Origin of the sequence: Streptomyces sp. DG2A-72 (assembly GCF_030499575.1) — a bacterium.
GTDB lineage: Bacteria > Actinomycetota > Actinomycetes > Streptomycetales > Streptomycetaceae > Streptomyces.
The window spans coordinates 6,051,005-6,068,385 of sequence record NZ_JASTLC010000001.1 but is presented as its reverse complement, the minus strand read 5'-3'; the positions used below and the strand labels follow the sequence as shown (position 1 = coordinate 6,068,385).

Below are 17,381 nucleotides of genomic sequence, written 5' to 3'. Positions count from 1 at the left end.
CCCCTTAGAGCTTCATCAGGCTGGCGTCGTCGACCGAGGCCGAGTGGCGGGAACGGAACAGCGACACGATGATCGCGAGCCCGACCACGACCTCCGCGGCGGCGACGACCATCGTGAAGAACGCGATGATCTGGCCGTCGAGATTGCCGTGCATCCGGGAGAAGGCGACGAGCGCGAGGTTGCAGGCGTTGAGCATCAGCTCGACGCACATGAAGACCACGATCGCGTTCCGCCGGATCAGCACTCCGGTGGCGCCGATCGTGAACAACAGGGCAGCGAGGTAGATGTAGTTGACCGGGTTCACTTCGACGCCTCCCCGCTGTTCGTGCGCTCCAGACGGTCCTCGGCGCGCTGTTCCAGGGCCTTGAGGTCGTTGATCGCCTCGGTGGACACGTCACGGATCTGGCCGCGTTCGCGCAGCGTCTTGCTGACGGTGAGCTCGGACGGCGTGCCATCGGGCAGCAGGCCCGCGATGTCCACCGCGTTGTGCCGGGCGTAGACGCCGGGCGCGGGCAGCGGCGGCAGGTGCTTGCCCTCGCGCACGCGCTGCTCGGACATCTCGCGCTGGGTCTTGGCCCGTTCGGTGCGCTCGCGGTGGGTGAGCACCATGGCGCCGACGGCGGCCGTGATCAGCAGGGCGCCGGTGATTTCGAAGGCGAAGACGTACTTGGTGAAAAGGAGGGCTGCCAGGCCCTCCACATTGCCGTTCGCGTTGGCCTGGGCCAGGCCGTTGAACTCCGTCAGGGAGGCGTTCCCGATGCCCGCGACCAGCAGGATGCCGAAGCCGAGGCCGCAGAGAAGGGCCAGCCAGCGCTGGCCCTTGATGGTCTCCTTCAGGGAGTCCGCCGCCGTCACGCCGACGAGCATCACCACGAACAGGAACAGCATCATGATCGCGCCGGTGTAGACGATGATCTGCACGACGCCCAGGAAGTAGGCGCCGTTGGCGAGGTAGAACACCGCCAGAATGATCATGGTCCCGGCGAGGCAGAGCGCACTGTGCACGGCCTTCTTCATGAAGACGGTGCACAGGGCGCCGAGCACCGCGACGGTGCCGAGGACCCAGAACTGGAAGGCCTCTCCGGTGGAGGTGGAGTAGGCGGCGAGCTGCGCGCTCACGCGTCCACCCCCTCGTCCTTGGGCTTCTCTCCCTTGGAGACGGCGACTTGGCGCTCCGTGCCGGGCGCGGCCTCCGTCACCAGGCCCCGGTAGTAGTCCTGCTCGTCCGTCCCCGGGTAGATGGCGTGCGGGGTGTCGACCATGGAGTCGTCGAGGCCGGCCAGCAGCTGTTCCTTGGTGTAGATCAGGTTGGCGCGGCTGGAGTCGGCGAGCTCGAACTCGTTCGTCATCGTGAGCGCGCGTGTGGGGCACGCCTCGATGCACAGGCCGCACAGGATGCAGCGGGCGTAGTTGATCTGGTAGACGCGGCCGTACCGCTCGCCGGGCGAGTAGCGCTCCTCGTCCGTGTTGTCCGCGCCCTCGACGTAGATCGCGTCGGCGGGGCAGGCCCAGGCGCACAGCTCGCAGCCGATGCACTTCTCCAGGCCGTCCGGATGGCGGTTGAGCTGGTGCCGTCCGTGGAACCGGGGGGCGGTGGTCTTCTGCTGCTCCGGGTACTGCTCGGTCAGCCGCTTCTTGAACATGGCCTTGAAGGTCACGCCGAAGCCGGCCACCGGGTTCTGGAAACCGGGTTTGGTCTCCTTGGGCTCCTCAGCCATCGGACGCCTCCTTTCCATCCAGAGATCTGTCACTGGCAGTATCCGACCCACCACTGACAATCAACTCCCGCTCGCGGCGCGAACGGCGCCGGGGCACCGGCGGCAGCTCCTGTCCCGGCAGTGGCGGCACGGGGAATCCGCCCGCCATCGGGTCGAAGCCCGGGGGCTCTTCGGTGGGCCGCTCGGCCGCCTTCGCCTTCTCGCGGAACATGTCGACGACGAAGGAAAGCAGCAGCAGCGTTAGGACGCCTCCGGCGACGTACAGGGCGATGTCGGCGAAGTCGTAGTTCTCGTTCCGCAGCGTCCGCACCGTGGCGACGAGCATCAGCCAGGCCACGGAGACCGGGATGAGGACCTTCCAGCCGAGCTTCATCAGCTGGTCGTAGCGGACCCGCGGAAGCGTGCCGCGCAGCCAGATGAAGAAGAACAACAGCAACTGGACCTTGACGACGAACCAGAGCATCGGCCACCAGCCGTGGTTCGCACCCTCCCAGAAGGTGGAGACCGGCCATGGAGCCCGCCAGCCGCCCAGGAAGAGCGTCACCGACACGGCGGAGACCGTCACCATGTTCACGTACTCGGCGAGCATGAACATCGCGAACTTGATCGACGAGTACTCGGTGTTGAAGCCGCCGACCAGGTCACCCTCGGACTCCGGCATGTCGAGGGGGGCGCGGTTGGTCTCGCCGACCATCGTCACGATGTAGATCACGAAGGAGACCGGCAGCAGGACGATGTACCAGCGGTCCTGCTGCGCCTCGACGATCGCCGAGGTCGACATCGACCCGGAGTAGAGGAACACCGAGGCGAACGCGGCGCCCATGGCGATCTCGTACGAGATCATCTGCGCGCAGGCGCGCAGACCGCCGAGCAGCGGATAGGTGGATCCAGAACTCCAGCCCGCAAGGACGATGCCGTAGATGCCGACCGAGGCAACCGCGAGGATGTAGAGCATCGCGATGGGCAGGTCGGTGAGCTGCATCGTGGTGCGGTGGCCGAAGATCGAGATCTCGTTGCCGGCCGGTCCGAAGGGGATCACCGCGATCGCCATGAAGGCCGGGATGGCCGCGACGATCGGCGCGAGGACGTAGACCGCCTTGTCCGCGCGTTTGACGACGAGGTCTTCCTTGAGCATCAGCTTGATGCCGTCGGCGAGCGACTGGAGCATGCCCCAGGGACCGTGCCGGTTGGGGCCGATGCGCAGCTGCATCCAGGCGACGACCTTGCGCTCCCAGACGATGGAGAACAGCACGGTCACCATCAGGAAGGCGAAGCAGAACACCGCCTTGATGCCGACCAGCCACCAGGGGTCGAGGCCGAACATCGAGAGGTCTTCAGCGGCGAGGTACCGGCTCATGCCTCCACCTCCTTGGGGGCCTCGGTCGGTTGCGTCGCCGGGCCGATGCGGACCAGGGAGCCGGGCAGCGCCCCGGTGTCGGAGGCGACGCCCCCGCCGGTGGAGTTCAGCGGGAGCCAGACCACTCGGTCGGGCATCTCGGTGACCCTGAGAGGTAGTTCGACCGTTCCCGCGGTACCGGTCACGGCGAGGAGGTCGCCTTCCTTGACGCCCGCTTCGGCAGCCGTCGCGGCCGACACGCGCGCGTGGGCGGCGTGCCGGGTCCCGGCGAGCGCTTCGTCGCCCTCCTGCAGACGGCCCTGGTCGAGCAGCAGCCGGTGCCCTGCGAGCACGGCCTCCCCGGCGGCCGGCCGTGGCAACACGCCAGTCGATAGGTGCCAGGCGGAGCCTGTCGATGAGGGGTGGTGGTCGGGCGACGGGCGGGCCTCCAGCGATTCGGTGGCCCGCGGCCCTTCCCAGGCGCCGAGCCGGTCCAGCTCCGCGCGCGCGGTGCGCAGATCCGGCAGCCCCAGGTGTACGTCCATGGCGTCGGCCAGCATCTGCAGCGCACGCGCGTCGGCGGGCGCGAGGGTGCGGGTCATGTGGTCGGGCTTGAGCGCGGCCTCGAACAGGCGAGCCCGGCCTTCCCAGTTGAGGAAGGTGCCCGCCTTCTCGGCCACCGCGGCGACGGGGAGCACGACGTCGGCGAGCTCGGTGACCTCGCTGGGCCGAATCTCCAGTGACACCACGAAGCCCACCTCGTGAAGTGCTTCACGCGCGCGTGCCGGGTCGGGCAGGTCGGCGATCTCGACGCCGGCGACGAGCAGCGCCTGCAGTTCGCCTCCGGCGGCGGCCTCGACGATCTGGCCGGTGTCCCGGCCGTAGCGGAGCGGGAGTTCGGCGACGCCCCAGGCCGCGGCGACCTCCTCACGCGCGCGCGGGTCGGTGGCCGGACGCCCGCCCGGCAGCAGCGACGGCAGCGCGCCCGCCTCGATCGCGCCCCGCTCGCCGGCCCGGCGCGGAATCCACACAAGGTGGGCGCCGGTCGCGGTGGCGAACCGTGCGGCGGCGGTGAGTCCACCCGCCACGGCGGCCAGCCGCTCGCCGACGACGATCACCGCACCCTCGGTGCGCAGCGCCTCGGCGGCCTTGGCACCGTCGTCCTCCAGGCCGACCCCGCTCGCCAGCGCGTCCAGCCACTCGGTCTCGGTGCCGGGAGCGGCGGGCAGCAGCGTGCCGCCCGCCTTCTCCAGGCCGCGCGTGGCATGCGTGGCCAGCGCGAACACCTTCTGGCCATGTCCTCGCCAGGCCTTGCGCAGCCGCAGGAAGACGCCGGGCGCCTCCTCCTCCGCCTCGAACCCGACCAGCAGGACCGCGGGCGCCTTCTCCAGAGCGGTGTACGTGACGCCCGTACCGTCGAGATCCCGTCCGCGCCCGGCGACCCGGGCGGCCAGGAAGTCGGCCTCCTCGCCGCTGTGCACACGCGCGCGGAAGTCGATGTCGTTCGTGTCGAGCGCCACGCGCGCGAACTTGCTGTAGGCGTAGGCGTCCTCGACGGTGAGACGACCGCCGGTCAGGACTCCGGTGCGCCCGCGCGATGCGAGCAGCCCCTGAGCCGCGATCTGCAGGGCCTCCGGCCACGACGCGGGGACCAGGTCCCCCTCGGCGTTGCGCACCAGCGGCGTGTCGATCCGGTCCCGCTGTTGCGCGTACCGGAAGGCGAAGCGCCCCTTGTCGCAGATCCACTCCTCGTTGACCTCGGGGTCGTTGGCGGCGAGGCGCCGCATGACCTTGCCGCGCCGGTGGTCGGTGCGGGTCGCGCAGCCGCCGGAGCAGTGCTCGCACACGCTCGGCGAGGAGACGAGGTCGAACGGGCGGGAGCGGAAGCGGTACGCCGCTGAGGTGAGCGCACCGACCGGGCAGATCTGGATGGTGTTGCCGGAGAAGTACGACTCGAAGGGGTCGCCCTCGCCGGTACCGACCTGCTGCAGCGCGCCCCGCTCCAGCAGCTCGATCATCGGGTCGCCCGCGATCTGGTTGGAGAACCGGGTGCAGCGGGCGCACAGCACGCACCGCTCCCGGTCCAGCAGCACCTGCGTGGAGATCGGGACGGGCTTCTCGAAGGTCCGCTTCTTTCCTTCGAAGCGGGACTCCGCGTTGCCGTGCGACATCGCCTGGTTCTGCAGCGGGCACTCGCCGCCCTTGTCGCAGACCGGGCAGTCCAGCGGATGGTTGATGAGCAGCAGCTCCATCACACCGTGCTGGGCCTTCTCGGCGACCGGCGAGGTGAGGTGGGTCTTGACCACCATCCCGTCGGTGCAGGTGATCGTGCAGGACGCCATCGGCTTGCGCTGGCCCTCGACCTCGACGATGCACTGGCGGCAGGCGCCGGCCGGGTCGAGGAGGGGATGGTCGCAGAACCGGGGGATCTCGATGCCGAGTTGTTCGGCGGCCCGGATGACCAGGGTGCCCTTGGGCACGCTGATCTCGACGCCGTCGATCGTCAGCGAGACGAGATCTTCCGGCGGGACCGCCGCCTCTCCCCCTCCGGAGGGAGCGTTGGTGGTCACGGTCATGCGTTCACCTCCGTGCGGTCGGCCCAGGCCGTCGACTTGGCCGGGTCGAAGGGACAGCCGCGGCCCGTGATGTGCTGCTCGTACTCCTCGCGGAAGTACTTCAGCGAGGAGAAGATCGGCGCGGCGGCACCGTCGCCGAGGGCGCAGAAGGACTTGCCGTTGATGTTGTCGGCGATGTCGTTCAGCTTGTCGAGGTCACTCATCACGCCCTTGCCGGCCTCGATGTCGCGCAGCAACTGCACGAGCCAGTACGTCCCTTCGCGGCACGGCGTGCACTTGCCGCAGGACTCGTGGGCGTAGAACTCGGTCCAGCGGGTGACGGCCCGCACCACGCAGGTCGTCTCGTCGAAGCACTGCAGGGCTTTGGTGCCGAGCATGGAACCGGCGGCGCCCACTCCCTCGTAGTCGAGAGGGACGTCGAGGTGCTCGTCGGTGAACATCGGCGTCGAGGACCCGCCCGGCGTCCAGAACTTGAGGCGGTGCCCGGGCCGCATGCCGCCGCTCATTTCGAGGAGCTGGCGGAGCGTGATGCCGAGCGGCCCCTCGAACTGGCCGGGATTGGCGACATGGCCACTGAGCGAGTAGAGCGTGAAGCCCGGGGACTTCTCGCTGCCCATCGACCTGAACCAGTCCTTGCCGTTTTTCAGGATGGCGGGAACCGACGCGATCGACTCGACGTTATTCACCACAGTCGGGCACGCATAGAGGCCCGCGACGGCAGGGAAGGGGGGACGGAGCCGCGGTTGACCCCGGCGGCCTTCGAGCGAGTCGAGCAGTGCGGTCTCTTCACCGCAGATGTACGCGCCCGCGCCCGCGTGCACGGTGAGTTGGAGATCGAGGCCACTGCCCAGGATGTTCTCGCCGAGGTAGCCGGCCTCGTAGGCCTCGCGCACGGCCTCGTGCAACCGCCGCAGAACAGGGACGACTTCACCACGCAGATAGATGAAGGCATGCGACGACCTGATGGCATAACACGCGATCACAATGCCCTCGATGAGGCTATGCGGGTTCGCGAAGAGGAGCGGGATGTCCTTGCAGGTTCCGGGCTCCGACTCGTCGGCGTTGACAACTAGATAGTGCGGTTTTCCATCACCCTGGGGAATGAACTGCCATTTCATTCCCGTCGGGAATCCCGCGCCGCCGCGGCCCCGCAGCCCGGACTCCTTCACATACGCGATGAGGTCGTCCGGCGACATGGCGAGTGCCTTGCGCAGCCCCTCGTATCCTTCGTGCCTTCGGTAGACGTCCAGCGTCCAGGACCTGTCCTCGTCCCAGAAGGCCGACAGCACGGGTGCGAGCAGCTTCTCCGGACTTGTGTCCTTGATCTCCGGTGCCAAGGTCATCACTCCCCCTCCTCGGCGGTAGGCCCGGCCGGGTGGGCTGGGTCGGATGCCGATGTGTCCTGCGGCGCGTCGTGCGAGCTCAGGTGTTCTGCGGGTGACGGCTCGTGTACGGCACCGTCCTGCGGCTCGGTGTGCGGGCCGCCCTCCCGCGGATGGACCACGCGCGCGGGTGCGGTCTCTCCCCTGGCCAGGCGGAGGCCCACCAGCGAAGCGGGTCCCGCTCCCCCGCTTGCCTCGACGGCTCCTGGCCGCTCGTCGGGGAAGCCGGCGAGGATCCGGGCGGTCTCCTTGAAGGTGCACAGCGGCGCCCCGCGCGTGGGCTCGACCGGGCGTCCCGCGCGGAGGTCGTCGACGAGACGCCTGGCACTGGCCGGGGTCTGGTTGTCGAAGAACTCCCAGTTGACCATCACGACCGGCGCGAAGTCGCAGGCCGCGTTGCACTCGATGTGCTCCAGGGTGACCTTGCCGTCGTCGGTGGTCTCGCCGTTGCCGACGCCGAGGTGCTCCTGGAGCTCCTCGAAGATCGCGTCCCCGCCCATCACCGCGCAGAGCGTGTTGGTGCAGACGCCGACCTGGTAGTCACCGCTCGGCCTGCGCCGGTACATGGTGTAGAAGGTGGCGACCGCGGTGACCTCGGCCGTGGTCAGGTCGAGCATGTCCGCGCAGAACTGCATCCCGGTGCGCGTGACATGGCCCTCCTCCGACTGGACGAGGTGCAGCAACGGCAGCAGCGCGGACCGGGAGTCCGGGTAGCGGGCGATGATCTCGCGCGCGTCGGTCTCCAGCCGGGCTCGAACGTCGTCCGGGTAGGCGGGCGCGGGCAGTTCGGGCATGCCCAGGCTGACGCCCCGCTCCGAAGAAGAGGTGGTCACCGGTCGACGCCTCCCATCACGGGGTCGATGGACGCGACGGCGACGATGACGTCGGCGACCTGGCCGCCTTCGCACATCGCCGCCATGGCCTGCAGGTTGGTGAAGGACGGGTCGCGGAAGTGGACCCGGTAGGGGCGGGTGCCTCCGTCGGAGACGGCGTGCACCCCGAGTTCGCCCTTGGGTGACTCGACTGCCGCGTATGTCTGTCCCGGCGGGACGCGGAAGCCCTCGGTCACCAGCTTGAAGTGGTGGATCAGGGCCTCCATGGAGGTGCCCATGATCTTCTTGATGTGGTCGAGGGAGTTGCCGAGCCCGTCCGGTCCCAGGGCGAGCTGGGCCGGCCAGGCGATCTTCTTGTCGGTGACCATGACCGGTCCGGGCTGCAGCCGGTCCAGGCACTGCTCGACGATCCGGAGCGACTGGCGCATCTCTTCCAGGCGGATCAGGAAGCGGCCGTAGGAGTCGCAGGTGTCGGTGGTCGGGACGTCGAAGTCGTAGGTGTCGTAGTCGCAGTACGGCTGCGTCTTGCGCAGGTCGTGCGGCAGGCCGGTGGAGCGCAGGATCGGGCCGGTGGCACCGAGGGCCATACAGCCGGAGAGGTCGAGATAGCCGACGTCCTGCATACGGGCCTTGAAGATGGGGTTCCCGGTGGCGAGCTTGTCGTACTCGGGGAGGTTCTTCTTCATCTTCTTCACGAACTCGCGGATGTGGTCCACCGCGCCGGGCGGCAGGTCCTGCGCGAGTCCGCCGGGGCGGATGTACGCGTGGTTCATCCTCAGGCCCGTGATGAGCTCGTAGATGTCGAGAATCATTTCACGATCACGGAATCCGTAGATCATGATCGTGGTGGCGCCGAGTTCCATGCCACCGGTGGCGATGCACACCAGGTGCGAGGAGAGCCGGTTCAGCTCCATCAGGAGCACCCGGATGATCGTGGCCCGGTCGGGGATCTGGTCCTCGATGCCGAGGAGTTTCTCGACGGCGAGACAGTAGGCGGTCTCGTTGAAGAAGGACGTCAGGTAATCCATGCGCGTGACGAAGGTGGTGCCCTGCGTCCACGTGCGGAACTCGAGGTTCTTCTCGATGCCGGTGTGGAGGTAGCCGATGCCGCAGCGGGCCTCGGTGACCGTTTCGCCGTCGATCTCCAGGATCAGGCGGAGCACTCCGTGGGTGGAGGGGTGCTGGGGGCCCATGTTGACGACGATGCGTTCGTCGTCGGCGCGGGCCGCGGACTGGACGACCTCGTCCCAGTCGCCACCGGTGACCGTATATACGGTGCCCTCGGTGGTCTCCCGCGGAGTTGCGTGCTGCGTGCTCATGAGTACGACCTCCGCTGGTCCGGAGCCGGGATCTGGGCGCCCTTGTACTCGACGGGGATGCCGCCGAGGGGGTAGTCCTTGCGCTGCGGGTGGCCCTGCCAGTCGTCCGGCATCATGATCCGCGTCAGGGCCGGGTGACCGTCGAAGACGATGCCGTAGAAGTCGTAGGTCTCGCGCTCGTGCCAGTCGTTGGTCGGATAGACGGAGACCAGGGACGGGATGTGCGGGTCGGCGTCCGGGGCGCTGACTTCCAGGCGGATCAGCCGGTTGCGGGTGATCGAGCGCAGGTGGTAGACGGCGTGCAGCTCGCGGCCCTTGTCGTGGAGATAGTGGACACCGCTCACGCCGGTGCAGAGCTCGAAGCGCAGGGCGGGGTCGTCGCGCAGGGTGCGGGCGACGCGGAGCAGGTGCTCGCGTTCGATGTGGAAGGTGAGTTCGCCGCGGTCGACGACCGTCTTCTCGATCGCGTTCTCGGGGAGGAGGCCCTGTTCCTCCAGCGCGCCCTCGAGTTCGTCGGCGACCTCGTCGAACCAGCCGCCGTAGGGGCGGCTCGCCGGTCCCGGGAGCCGGACCGAGCGGACCAGGCCGCCGTACCCGGAGGTGTCGCCGCCGTTGTTGGCGCCGAACATGCCGCGCTGGACGCGGATCTCCTCACCGCCCTCGCCGCGCTGGCCGGGGAGGTTGTCCGCACCGAGGTCCTTCTCCGGGTTCACCCCGTTCGACGCCCCGTGGGTGCCGTTGGCGTCGCTCATCGCAGCAGCCCCTTCATCTCGATCGTCGGCAGGGCCTTGAGCGCCGCTTCCTCCGCTTCACGAGCCGCCTCCTCGGCGTTCACACCGAGCTTGGAGGTCTGGATCTTCTGGTGGAGCTTGAGGATCGCGTCGATCAGCATCTCCGGCCGTGGCGGGCAGCCGGGCAGATAGATGTCGACCGGGACGATGTGGTCGACGCCCTGGACGATGGCGTAGTTGTTGAACATGCCGCCGGAGGAGGCGCACACCCCCATCGAGATCACCCACTTGGGGTTCGGCATCTGGTCATAGACCTGCCTGAGCACCGGCGCCATCTTCTGGCTGACCCTGCCCGCGACGATCATCAGGTCCGCCTGGCGCGGTGAGCCGCGGAAGACCTCCATGCCGAAGCGCGCCAGGTCGTAGCGGCCGGCGCCGGTGGTCATCATCTCGATGGCGCAGCAGGCAAGGCCGAAGGTGGCGGGGAAGACGGACGACTTGCGCACCCAGCCCGCGGCCTGCTCGACGGTGGTCAGCAGGAAGCCGCTCGGCAGCTTTTCTTCGAGTCCCATGAGTTAAGGCCCCTCAGTCCCATTCCAGGCCGCCGCGTCGCCATACGTACGCGTAGGCGACGAAGACGGTGAGCACGAAGAGCAGCATCTCCACGAGCCCGAAAACACCCAGGGCGTCGAAGGTGACGGCCCAGGGGTAGAGGAAGACGATCTCGATATCGAAGATGATGAAGAGCATCGCCGTCAGGTAGTACTTGATCGGGAAGCGCCCGCCGCCGGCCGGCGTGGGGGTCGGCTCGATACCGCACTCGTAGGCCTCGAGCTTGGCCCGGTTGTAACGCTTCGGACCGATCAGCGTGGCCATGACCACGGAGAAGATCGCAAAGCCTGCCCCGAGGGCTCCCAGTACGAGGATGGGCGCATACGCGTTCACCGCTCCTCGCTCCTCTCAGTCGGCACTGACTGCTGGCGGTTGGTCGGGTTCACACCCGCCTCACCTGTCCCACGAACCCCGCTCGTCCCGGCGAAGATCGAGAACATGTGAAGCAGGTCACAAGCCCAACTGCCTCGCATCTTATGCCCGGGGCTCTGTGATCTGCGACACGGGGTATTGCACAAGCTTTGTGATCTCCACCACCTGACGAAGGATCATGAAGTCGGATGAGCGGTGATCTTCACACGAGAAGCGTCCGAGTGATCACCAGAGGTGATATTTCCGCTCGTCGACGCAGTTGAGAGGTGGCGTCTCCATATCAAGAGACTTCCCTTGCATGCAAATTCGCGCTGGACGCGAGGCCTTGGTAGAGGGCCGCGTTCACACATCAGAGGGAGGGGTGGTGCGAGGTGTGGATGCGTGCGCGCATTCACGAGCGGATTCGGTGGAGGTGTGCGCGCAGGACGCACCCGACTCCGTAACCGTTGCGTGACCTCTGCCACATCCACGAGAGGCGGATGAGAACCGGGGTTGGCCACCTGTCCCAACCAGTGGTAAGTGGGGGGCAATTCGGACGTAACGAAGAAAGGGCGTGATCACCGGCCGGATGGAGGCCGTCCGCAATGTCCGTTACGGCGTCAATAAGGAGCGACGCGCCCGGGATTCGAGTCGCCGATTGAACAACTGTGGCGCACCACACGTTTCTTGAAGGTATGGAGGAGCCCCTGATACCGGTTAGTCCCATGTCCCACACCGCTCACATACGCAGCCACCGGAAGCCCCGCCGCACCGCGACGTCGACAGTCGCGATGCGAGCCGGAGTTGCCGGTGGCATCCTCAGCACCGTGGCAGTGGCCGGCGCGTCCGCTTCGGCGAACGCGGCCGAGCCGGTGACACAGACGCTCGAACTGCCCACGCTCACCGCCGACCTGACCGCTCAGGTCGAGCAGTCCGCACAGGCCACCCAGCTGGCCGCGGCCACCTATGAGCTGCAGGCCGAGCGTGACGCGGCCGCCGCCGAGGCGGCCCAGGAGGCCAAGAAGGACCTCGCCGAGGCGAAGAAGAAGGCCGAGGCCAAGCAGAAGGCGGAGGAGGCCCGCAGGGCTGCCGCCGAGGCCGCCGCCTCCCGCGCCGCCGAGCGGACCACGCTCTCCGCCGAGGCCGACACCTCCACCTCGGTGTCCGCCCCGGCCAGCGGCAGTGTCGCGACGGTCATCTCCTTCCTCCAGGCACAGGTGGGCGACGCCTACGTCATGGGGGCCTCCGGCCCCGACGCCTGGGACTGCTCCAGCCTGGTGCAGGCCGCGTTCAAGCAGGTCGGCGTGGACCTTCCGCGGGTTTCGCAGGACCAGTCGATGGCCGGCACCGATGTCTCCCTGTCCAACCTTCAGGTGGGCGACATCCTGTACTGGGGCGGCAAGGGCTCCGCGTACCACGTGGGCGTCTACATCGGAAACGGCCAGTACCTGGACGCGGCCAACCCCTCCAAGGGCGTGGTGATCCAGGACCTGTCCGGCTACCCGGCGTCGGGTGCGGTGCGCGTGCTCTGAGCCGCGTACAGGGAAACGTACGACCGGAAGGGCCGCAGCCGCTCGGGGCAGCGGCCCTCCTGGTGGTGTTCTGCGGCCCGTTCAGCCGAGGTCGAAGGTGTTGGGCAGGCCCAGCCGGTAGCGGACCTCGTCGACGCGTTTGAGCGGTTCCATCTCCGGCGGGCGGAACAGCTCCTGGATCTCACAGCGATCGGCGTCCGAATTGTCCGCGTCGAGAAGTGCGTTGACGGCCAGCCGCGCGGATTCGTTGGCGCCCTCCATGGTCGCCAGGTCCACGTCCGTACGGACGTAGTCGCCGGCGAGATAGAAGCCGGGCACCTTCGTGCGGGCCGTGGGGCGGTTGTAGAGGGTGCCCGTGGGGTGGATGAGGAGTTGCTCGCGGTTCTGCGGGTTCCCGCCGCCCAGGCCCGTCACCGCCGGGTCCATGAACCAGCCGAGGCGGTCCTCGTCGGTGAGCGTCGTCTTGCCGGAGTCGTTCAGGCCGTCCTTCAGTTGGGCCCAGAGCTCGGCGACGACCTCCTCGCGCGTGCACTCGCGGGCCGTCTTGCCGTACAGGATGCCCGGCTTGTCCCACTCGGAGATGATGGCCGACAGGCAGTCGTGCGCGCAGCCGTCTCCGTAGTCGGCCGAAAAGTCCCGTCCGTCCCAGAACTGGGCCTGGCCGACGGCCGTCACCGACCAGGGTGAGTCGAGGCAGTTGATGTGCCCGTTGACGACGGGCGTCGGGGTGCGCAGATAGAACATCACGCCGACCATCCAGTCCGTCTGCAGCGCATCGCAGCGCGCGAGCTGCGGGTCGGCCGCGCGCAGGGCGGAACCCCAGGTGCGGCGGGCGTGCTCGACGGGCAGGGCGGAGATGTAGTGGTCGGCGGTGACGGTGCGGTCCTGGCCGCCGTCGCGCGCGGAGACCCGTACGCCGGTCACCCGGCCGGCCTCGTACACGATCTCCTCGACCTGTGTCCCCAGCACGAATTCGACGCCGAGGGAGCGCAGATATGTCTCCCAGGGGTCGATCCAGGCCTCGCTGGTGGGGGCGTTGAGGACGCGGTCGATGTCGGCGTCGCCGTCCATGCCGCGGCCGAGGAGGCCCCACAGCAGCAGGGCCTCGATGATGACGCGGCCGACGGTGCGGGTGGAGGCGACTTCCGCGCGCGTGGCCACCAGGTTGCGGGTCTGGCCGACGCCGAGGACGGTCTGGTACTCCTCGCTCATCTCCTCCGCGCGGATGAAGTCCCACCAGGAGGTCTTCTCCCACTGGTCCTGGCGGCGGGCCTCGCAGCTGGTGAGGTGGACGAGGAGCCGGTCGGCGTAGTAGGCGGCCTCATGGGCGGGCAGGCGGGTGCCGAGGTCGAGGACGGAGAGGATCTGGTCCCGGATCCAGGACGGGGTGAGGTCGCCGAGGGCGGGCGGGGTGGTGAGGCGGCGCAGCGGGAAGTGCAGGTCGGGGCGGCCGGCCTCGCGGGCGAAGAGGGCCTCGGTGCCGCTGCGGAGGTTGTCGTGGACGCCGTTCGCGTTGCCGGGGAAGGGGATGCGGCGCATCGTGTCCGGCAGGTTGCGGTAGAAGCCGGGGAAGAAGCGGAAGCCGTGTTCGGCGGGGAGGTCCTGCCGTCCTCCGGCCGCCGTGCCGGGAAACGGCATCGAGCGGGCCTTGCCGCCGAGGGCGTCGTAGTACTCGTAGACGGTCACCGCGTAGCCGCGCTCGGCGAGTTCGTGGGCGGCGCTGAGTCCGGAGACCCCGCCACCGAGGACGGCGACGCGCTTGCCGGGCGCGGCGGCGGACGCGCCCCCGGCAGCTCCTAAGGAGAGACCGACTCCCCCGGCGACGCCCGCGCTCGCGCCGGCGAGGAAGCGTCTGCGGGTGGGGCCGGGCTGCTGCGTGTGTTCTGTTGTCATGAATACGGGAGGGTAGGGAGGGGTGCCGGAGGCCGGAACCCCGAATCCCGGCCACCCACAGCATCCTCACAACAGACAGCAGCAGAAGGAGAGTTCACGATGCCGAGCGTTTTCCTCCAGGGAAGGCCGGTCGACTCCTGCCCCCCGCTCGCGCCCGAGGCCCGGCGCGGCACGGTCCGGCGGATCACCGAGGTCGGCGAGGAGGTGCTGCACAAGCCGTGCCGGGACGTGACCGAGTTCGGGCCCGATCTCGCCGCGCTCATCGACGACATGTTCCTCACGATGTACATCGCCGACGGAGCGGGACTGGCGGCGAATCAAGTGGGGGTCGGTTTGCGCCTGTTCGTGTACGACTGCCCGGACGACGACGGAGTCCGGCATGTCGGGCATGTCGTCAACCCGGTGCTGGAGGCGCTCGACGCCGGGGACCGACGGCTGGTCGACGCGGGCGAGGGGTGCCTGTCGGTGCCGGGCGCGGTCATGGACGTACCGCGTCCGGACCGGGCCGTCGTGCGCGGGGTCGACAAGGACGGCGAGCCGCTCGTGATCGAGGGGACGGGGTACTTCGCGCGGTGCCTGGCGCACGAGACCGATCACGTGGGCGGGCAGGTGTATCTGGACCGGCTCTCCCGGCGGGACCGAAAGGAGGCGCTGCGGCAGGTGGCGGACCGGCGGGACGAGGTGTTCGCCCGCCGGGCCGCCAACATCCAGGCACTCAGCGCCCGATCGGACGCCGAGGCGCGCTGATCACGCCTTGGGCGCCACCTTGCTCAGCCCGTTGATGATCCGGTCCATCGCGTCGCCGCCGGTCGGGTCGGTGAGGTTGGCCAGCATCTTCAGGGTGAACTTCATCAGGAGCGGGTGGGTCAGGCCGCGCTGGGTCGCGATCTTCATGACCTTCGGGTTGCCGATGAGCTTCACGAAGGCGCGGCCCAGCGTGTAGTAGCCGCCGTAGGTGTCCTTGAGGACGCGCGGGTAGCGCTGGAGGGCGATCTCGCGCTGGGCCGGGGTGGCACGCGCGTGCGCCTGCACGATGACGTCGGCGGCGATCTGGCCGGACTCCATGGCGTAGGCGATGCCCTCGCCGTTGAAGGGGTTCACCAGACCGCCGGCGTCGCCGACGAGGAGCAGCCCGCGTGTGTAGTGGGGCTGGCGGTTGAAGGCCATGGGCAGCGCGGCTCCGCGAATGGGTCCGGTCATGTTCTCCGGCGTGTAGCCCCAGTCCTCCGGCATGGACGCGCACCATGCCTTCAGCACCTCGCGCCAGTCCAGTTCCTTGAAGGAGTCGGAGGTGTTGAGGACGCCCAGCCCGACGTTGGACGTGCCGTCGCCCATGCCGAAGATCCAGCCGTAGCCCGGCAGCAGCCGGTCCTCGCCCGGGCCCCGGCGGTCCCACAGCTCCAGCCAGGACTCCAGGTAGTCGTCGTCGTGGCGTGGGCTCTCGAAATACGTGCGGACCGCGACGCCCATCGGACGGTCCTCGCGGCGGTGCAGGCCCATCGCCAGGGAGAGGCGGGTGGAGTTGCCGTCGGCGGCCACCACCAGCGGCGCGTGGAAGGTCACCTCGCGCTTCTCCCCGGCGTCGCCGAGCTTGGCGTGCACGCCCGTGATCCGGCCCGTGCGGTCGTCGATGATCGGGGCGCCGACGTTGCAGCGCTCGTACAGACGGGCGCCCGCCTTCTGGGCCTGGCGGGCGAGCTGCTCGTCGAAGTCGTCGCGCTTGCGGACGAGGCCGTAGTCGGGGAAGGAGGCGAGATCCGGCCAGTCCAGCTGCAGTCGCACACCTCCGCCGATGATCCGGAGCCCCTTGTTACGGAGCCAGCCGGCCTCTTCCGAGATGTCGATGCCCATCGAGACGAGCTGCTTGGTGGCGCGCGGGGTCAGCCCGTCACCGCACACCTTTTCGCGGGGGAAGCTGGTCTTCTCCAGCAGCAGTACGTCGAGTCCGGCCTTCGCCAGGTAGTACGCGGTCGTGGAGCCGGATGGCCCCGCGCCGACGACGATCACATCGGCGGTGTTTTCGGAGAGGGGCTCGGTCACGGCGGGATCTCCCCAAGTTCGCAATCTGCGTGCCGACGGGCACTGGACATGGGCAGTCTATTCAGCGTTACTGATCACCCGGCTGAAGGGCTGCCCCGTGAACCGAGCACTCCCCGTGGTACGGCTCCGTGTCCCCACCGACGAGGACGCCCTCGCCTGGCACCGGATCTTCGACGACCCGGACGTCATGGAGTTCCACGGCGGCAGATCGGCCGAGCTGTCGGTGTACGAGGAACTCACCGCCCGCCAGCGCAGACACGACGCCAAACGCGGCTTCTGCCTGTGGACCATGGTCGACGAGTCCGGCGAGGTCATCGGCTTCACCGGCGCCCAGCCGTGGGAGCGGGAGTGGGGCCCCACGGGCGAGATCGAGATCGGCTGGCGGCTCGGGCGGGCGTACTGGGGCAGGGGTTACGTCACCGCCGCCGCGCAGATGACGCTGGAGCGGGTGCGGGCGGCCGGGGTACCGAGCGTCGTGGCGATGGTGCACGCCGACAACGCACGGTCGATCGCGGTGACGCAGCGGCTCGGCATGCAGCTCGCCGAGGTCTACACGACACCGGTGTCGAAGCAGCGGGGACACCGCTACCGACTCGACTTGCAACTCTGAGTAACTGGCTGCTACAGAAAGCCACTTGATGCTTCCGGATGACACCCCCGGGCGGTTACCCTGCCTGTACCGCTGGGGGTGACATCTGTGCGCATAACACCCAAGACGCGCGAAGTGCGCGTACCAAAGCTGGTCGGTCTGATGGCCATGGACGCGCGCGAGGCGGCAGAGGCACACGGAGTGCTGCTGACCGCACCCGACCGGCCCGACTTCCATCTCACTGTCGTCGACTATGTCGTACGGCAATACCCGCTGCCCGGCGTCGAGGTGCCGCGCGGGTCCGTGGTCACCGTGTGGTTCGACCTGGGTGAGGGCGAAGGCGGCGGAGGCGCGGGCGTGCGTGAGCCGCGGATCCCGAATCCGCCGACGGGCGGAATGCAACGCGAACTGGACGCGCCGGGGGACGCCTTCGAGGTGATCCGGTGAGAGATGCTCCGGTGAGAGGCAC

The 17,381-nt window shown here is 68.6% G+C and carries 17 protein-coding genes; 4 read left to right on the top strand and 13 right to left on the bottom strand.

The window, feature by feature from the left end; all coding sequences use genetic code 11:
* Nucleotides 1–4: 4 nt before the first annotated feature.
* From nuoK to QQY66_RS28940, 11 genes are read right to left on the bottom strand one after another with little or no spacing between them, the layout of a single operon-like run.
* Entirely contained in the window at nucleotides 5–304 is a 300-nt protein-coding gene (nuoK, locus tag QQY66_RS28990; protein ID WP_301983209.1) for an NADH-quinone oxidoreductase subunit NuoK, read from the bottom strand.
* A complete protein-coding gene (locus QQY66_RS28985; RefSeq protein ID WP_301983208.1) occupies nucleotides 301–1,119 on the bottom strand; it encodes an NADH-quinone oxidoreductase subunit J in 819 nt (272 codons plus the stop codon). Before QQY66_RS28985 ends, nuoK begins: the two co-directional genes overlap by 4 nt.
* A complete protein-coding gene (nuoI, locus tag QQY66_RS28980) occupies nucleotides 1,116–1,718 on the bottom strand; it encodes an NADH-quinone oxidoreductase subunit NuoI (RefSeq protein WP_301983207.1) in 603 nt (200 codons plus the stop codon). The genes QQY66_RS28985 and nuoI overlap by 4 nt, the downstream gene beginning before the upstream one ends.
* Nucleotides 1,711–3,075 carry an NADH-quinone oxidoreductase subunit NuoH gene (gene nuoH, locus QQY66_RS28975; RefSeq protein WP_301983206.1) on the bottom strand — a complete coding sequence of 455 codons (1,365 nt, stop codon included), beginning with the start codon at nucleotides 3,073–3,075 and terminating at the stop codon, nucleotides 1,711–1,713. The genes nuoI and nuoH overlap by 8 nt, the downstream gene beginning before the upstream one ends.
* Entirely contained in the window at nucleotides 3,072–5,630 is a 2,559-nt protein-coding gene (locus QQY66_RS28970) for an NADH-quinone oxidoreductase subunit G (protein WP_301983205.1), read from the bottom strand. The genes nuoH and QQY66_RS28970 overlap by 4 nt, the downstream gene beginning before the upstream one ends.
* The gene (gene nuoF / locus QQY66_RS28965; protein WP_301983204.1) at nucleotides 5,627–6,976 is read right to left on the bottom strand and encodes an NADH-quinone oxidoreductase subunit NuoF; all 1,350 of its coding nucleotides are present in this window, start codon (nucleotides 6,974–6,976) and stop codon (nucleotides 5,627–5,629) included. Before nuoF ends, QQY66_RS28970 begins: the two co-directional genes overlap by 4 nt.
* Nucleotides 6,973–7,845 carry an NADH-quinone oxidoreductase subunit NuoE gene (nuoE, locus tag QQY66_RS28960; RefSeq protein WP_301983203.1) on the bottom strand — a complete coding sequence of 291 codons (873 nt, stop codon included), beginning with the start codon at nucleotides 7,843–7,845 and terminating at the stop codon, nucleotides 6,973–6,975. Before nuoE ends, nuoF begins: the two co-directional genes overlap by 4 nt.
* The gene (locus tag QQY66_RS28955) at nucleotides 7,842–9,164 is read right to left on the bottom strand and encodes an NADH-quinone oxidoreductase subunit D (protein WP_301983202.1); all 1,323 of its coding nucleotides are present in this window, start codon (nucleotides 9,162–9,164) and stop codon (nucleotides 7,842–7,844) included. The genes nuoE and QQY66_RS28955 overlap by 4 nt, the downstream gene beginning before the upstream one ends.
* Entirely contained in the window at nucleotides 9,161–9,916 is a 756-nt protein-coding gene (locus QQY66_RS28950) for an NADH-quinone oxidoreductase subunit C (RefSeq protein WP_301983201.1), read from the bottom strand. The genes QQY66_RS28955 and QQY66_RS28950 overlap by 4 nt, the downstream gene beginning before the upstream one ends.
* Complete coding sequence (locus tag QQY66_RS28945; protein ID WP_301983200.1) at nucleotides 9,913–10,467, bottom strand: NADH-quinone oxidoreductase subunit B family protein; 555 nt, start codon at nucleotides 10,465–10,467, stop codon at nucleotides 9,913–9,915. Before QQY66_RS28945 ends, QQY66_RS28950 begins: the two co-directional genes overlap by 4 nt.
* Before the next feature lie 13 nt (nucleotides 10,468–10,480).
* Nucleotides 10,481–10,840, bottom strand: coding sequence for an NADH-quinone oxidoreductase subunit A (locus tag QQY66_RS28940; RefSeq protein ID WP_033319564.1), 360 nt, complete (start codon nucleotides 10,838–10,840; stop codon nucleotides 10,481–10,483).
* A 713-nt stretch (nucleotides 10,841–11,553) separates the two neighbouring features.
* On the opposite strand from QQY66_RS28940, the gene QQY66_RS28935 reads away from it, so the two are divergent.
* On the top strand, nucleotides 11,554–12,390 hold the full coding sequence (locus QQY66_RS28935) for a C40 family peptidase (RefSeq protein WP_301983199.1): 837 nt from the start codon (nucleotides 11,554–11,556) through the stop codon (nucleotides 12,388–12,390).
* 81 nt (nucleotides 12,391–12,471) lie between these two features.
* On the opposite strand, the gene QQY66_RS28930 is transcribed toward QQY66_RS28935, so the two are convergent.
* Nucleotides 12,472–14,283, bottom strand: a complete 1,812-nt coding sequence (locus QQY66_RS28930) for an FAD-dependent oxidoreductase (protein WP_301983198.1) — start codon at nucleotides 14,281–14,283, stop codon at nucleotides 12,472–12,474.
* Between the two features lie 99 nt (nucleotides 14,284–14,382).
* Between QQY66_RS28930 and def the strand changes: the two genes are divergently transcribed.
* Nucleotides 14,383–15,030 (top strand): peptide deformylase, encoded by a 648-nt coding sequence (gene def, locus QQY66_RS28925; protein WP_301983197.1) that lies wholly within the window; start codon nucleotides 14,383–14,385, stop codon nucleotides 15,028–15,030.
* On the opposite strand, the gene QQY66_RS28920 is transcribed toward def, so the two are convergent.
* Entirely contained in the window at nucleotides 15,031–16,323 is a 1,293-nt protein-coding gene (locus QQY66_RS28920; RefSeq protein ID WP_301983196.1) for a geranylgeranyl reductase family protein, read from the bottom strand. It abuts the gene before it with no gap.
* 97 nt (nucleotides 16,324–16,420) lie between these two features.
* On the opposite strand from QQY66_RS28920, the gene QQY66_RS28915 reads away from it, so the two are divergent.
* Nucleotides 16,421–16,933, top strand: a complete 513-nt coding sequence (locus QQY66_RS28915; RefSeq protein WP_301983195.1) for a GNAT family N-acetyltransferase — start codon at nucleotides 16,421–16,423, stop codon at nucleotides 16,931–16,933.
* Between the two features lie 114 nt (nucleotides 16,934–17,047).
* Nucleotides 17,048–17,359: a PASTA domain-containing protein gene (locus tag QQY66_RS28910; RefSeq protein WP_301983194.1), complete on the top strand. Its 312-nt coding sequence runs from the start codon at nucleotides 17,048–17,050 to the stop codon at nucleotides 17,357–17,359.
* Nucleotides 17,360–17,381: the final 22 nt, after the last annotated feature.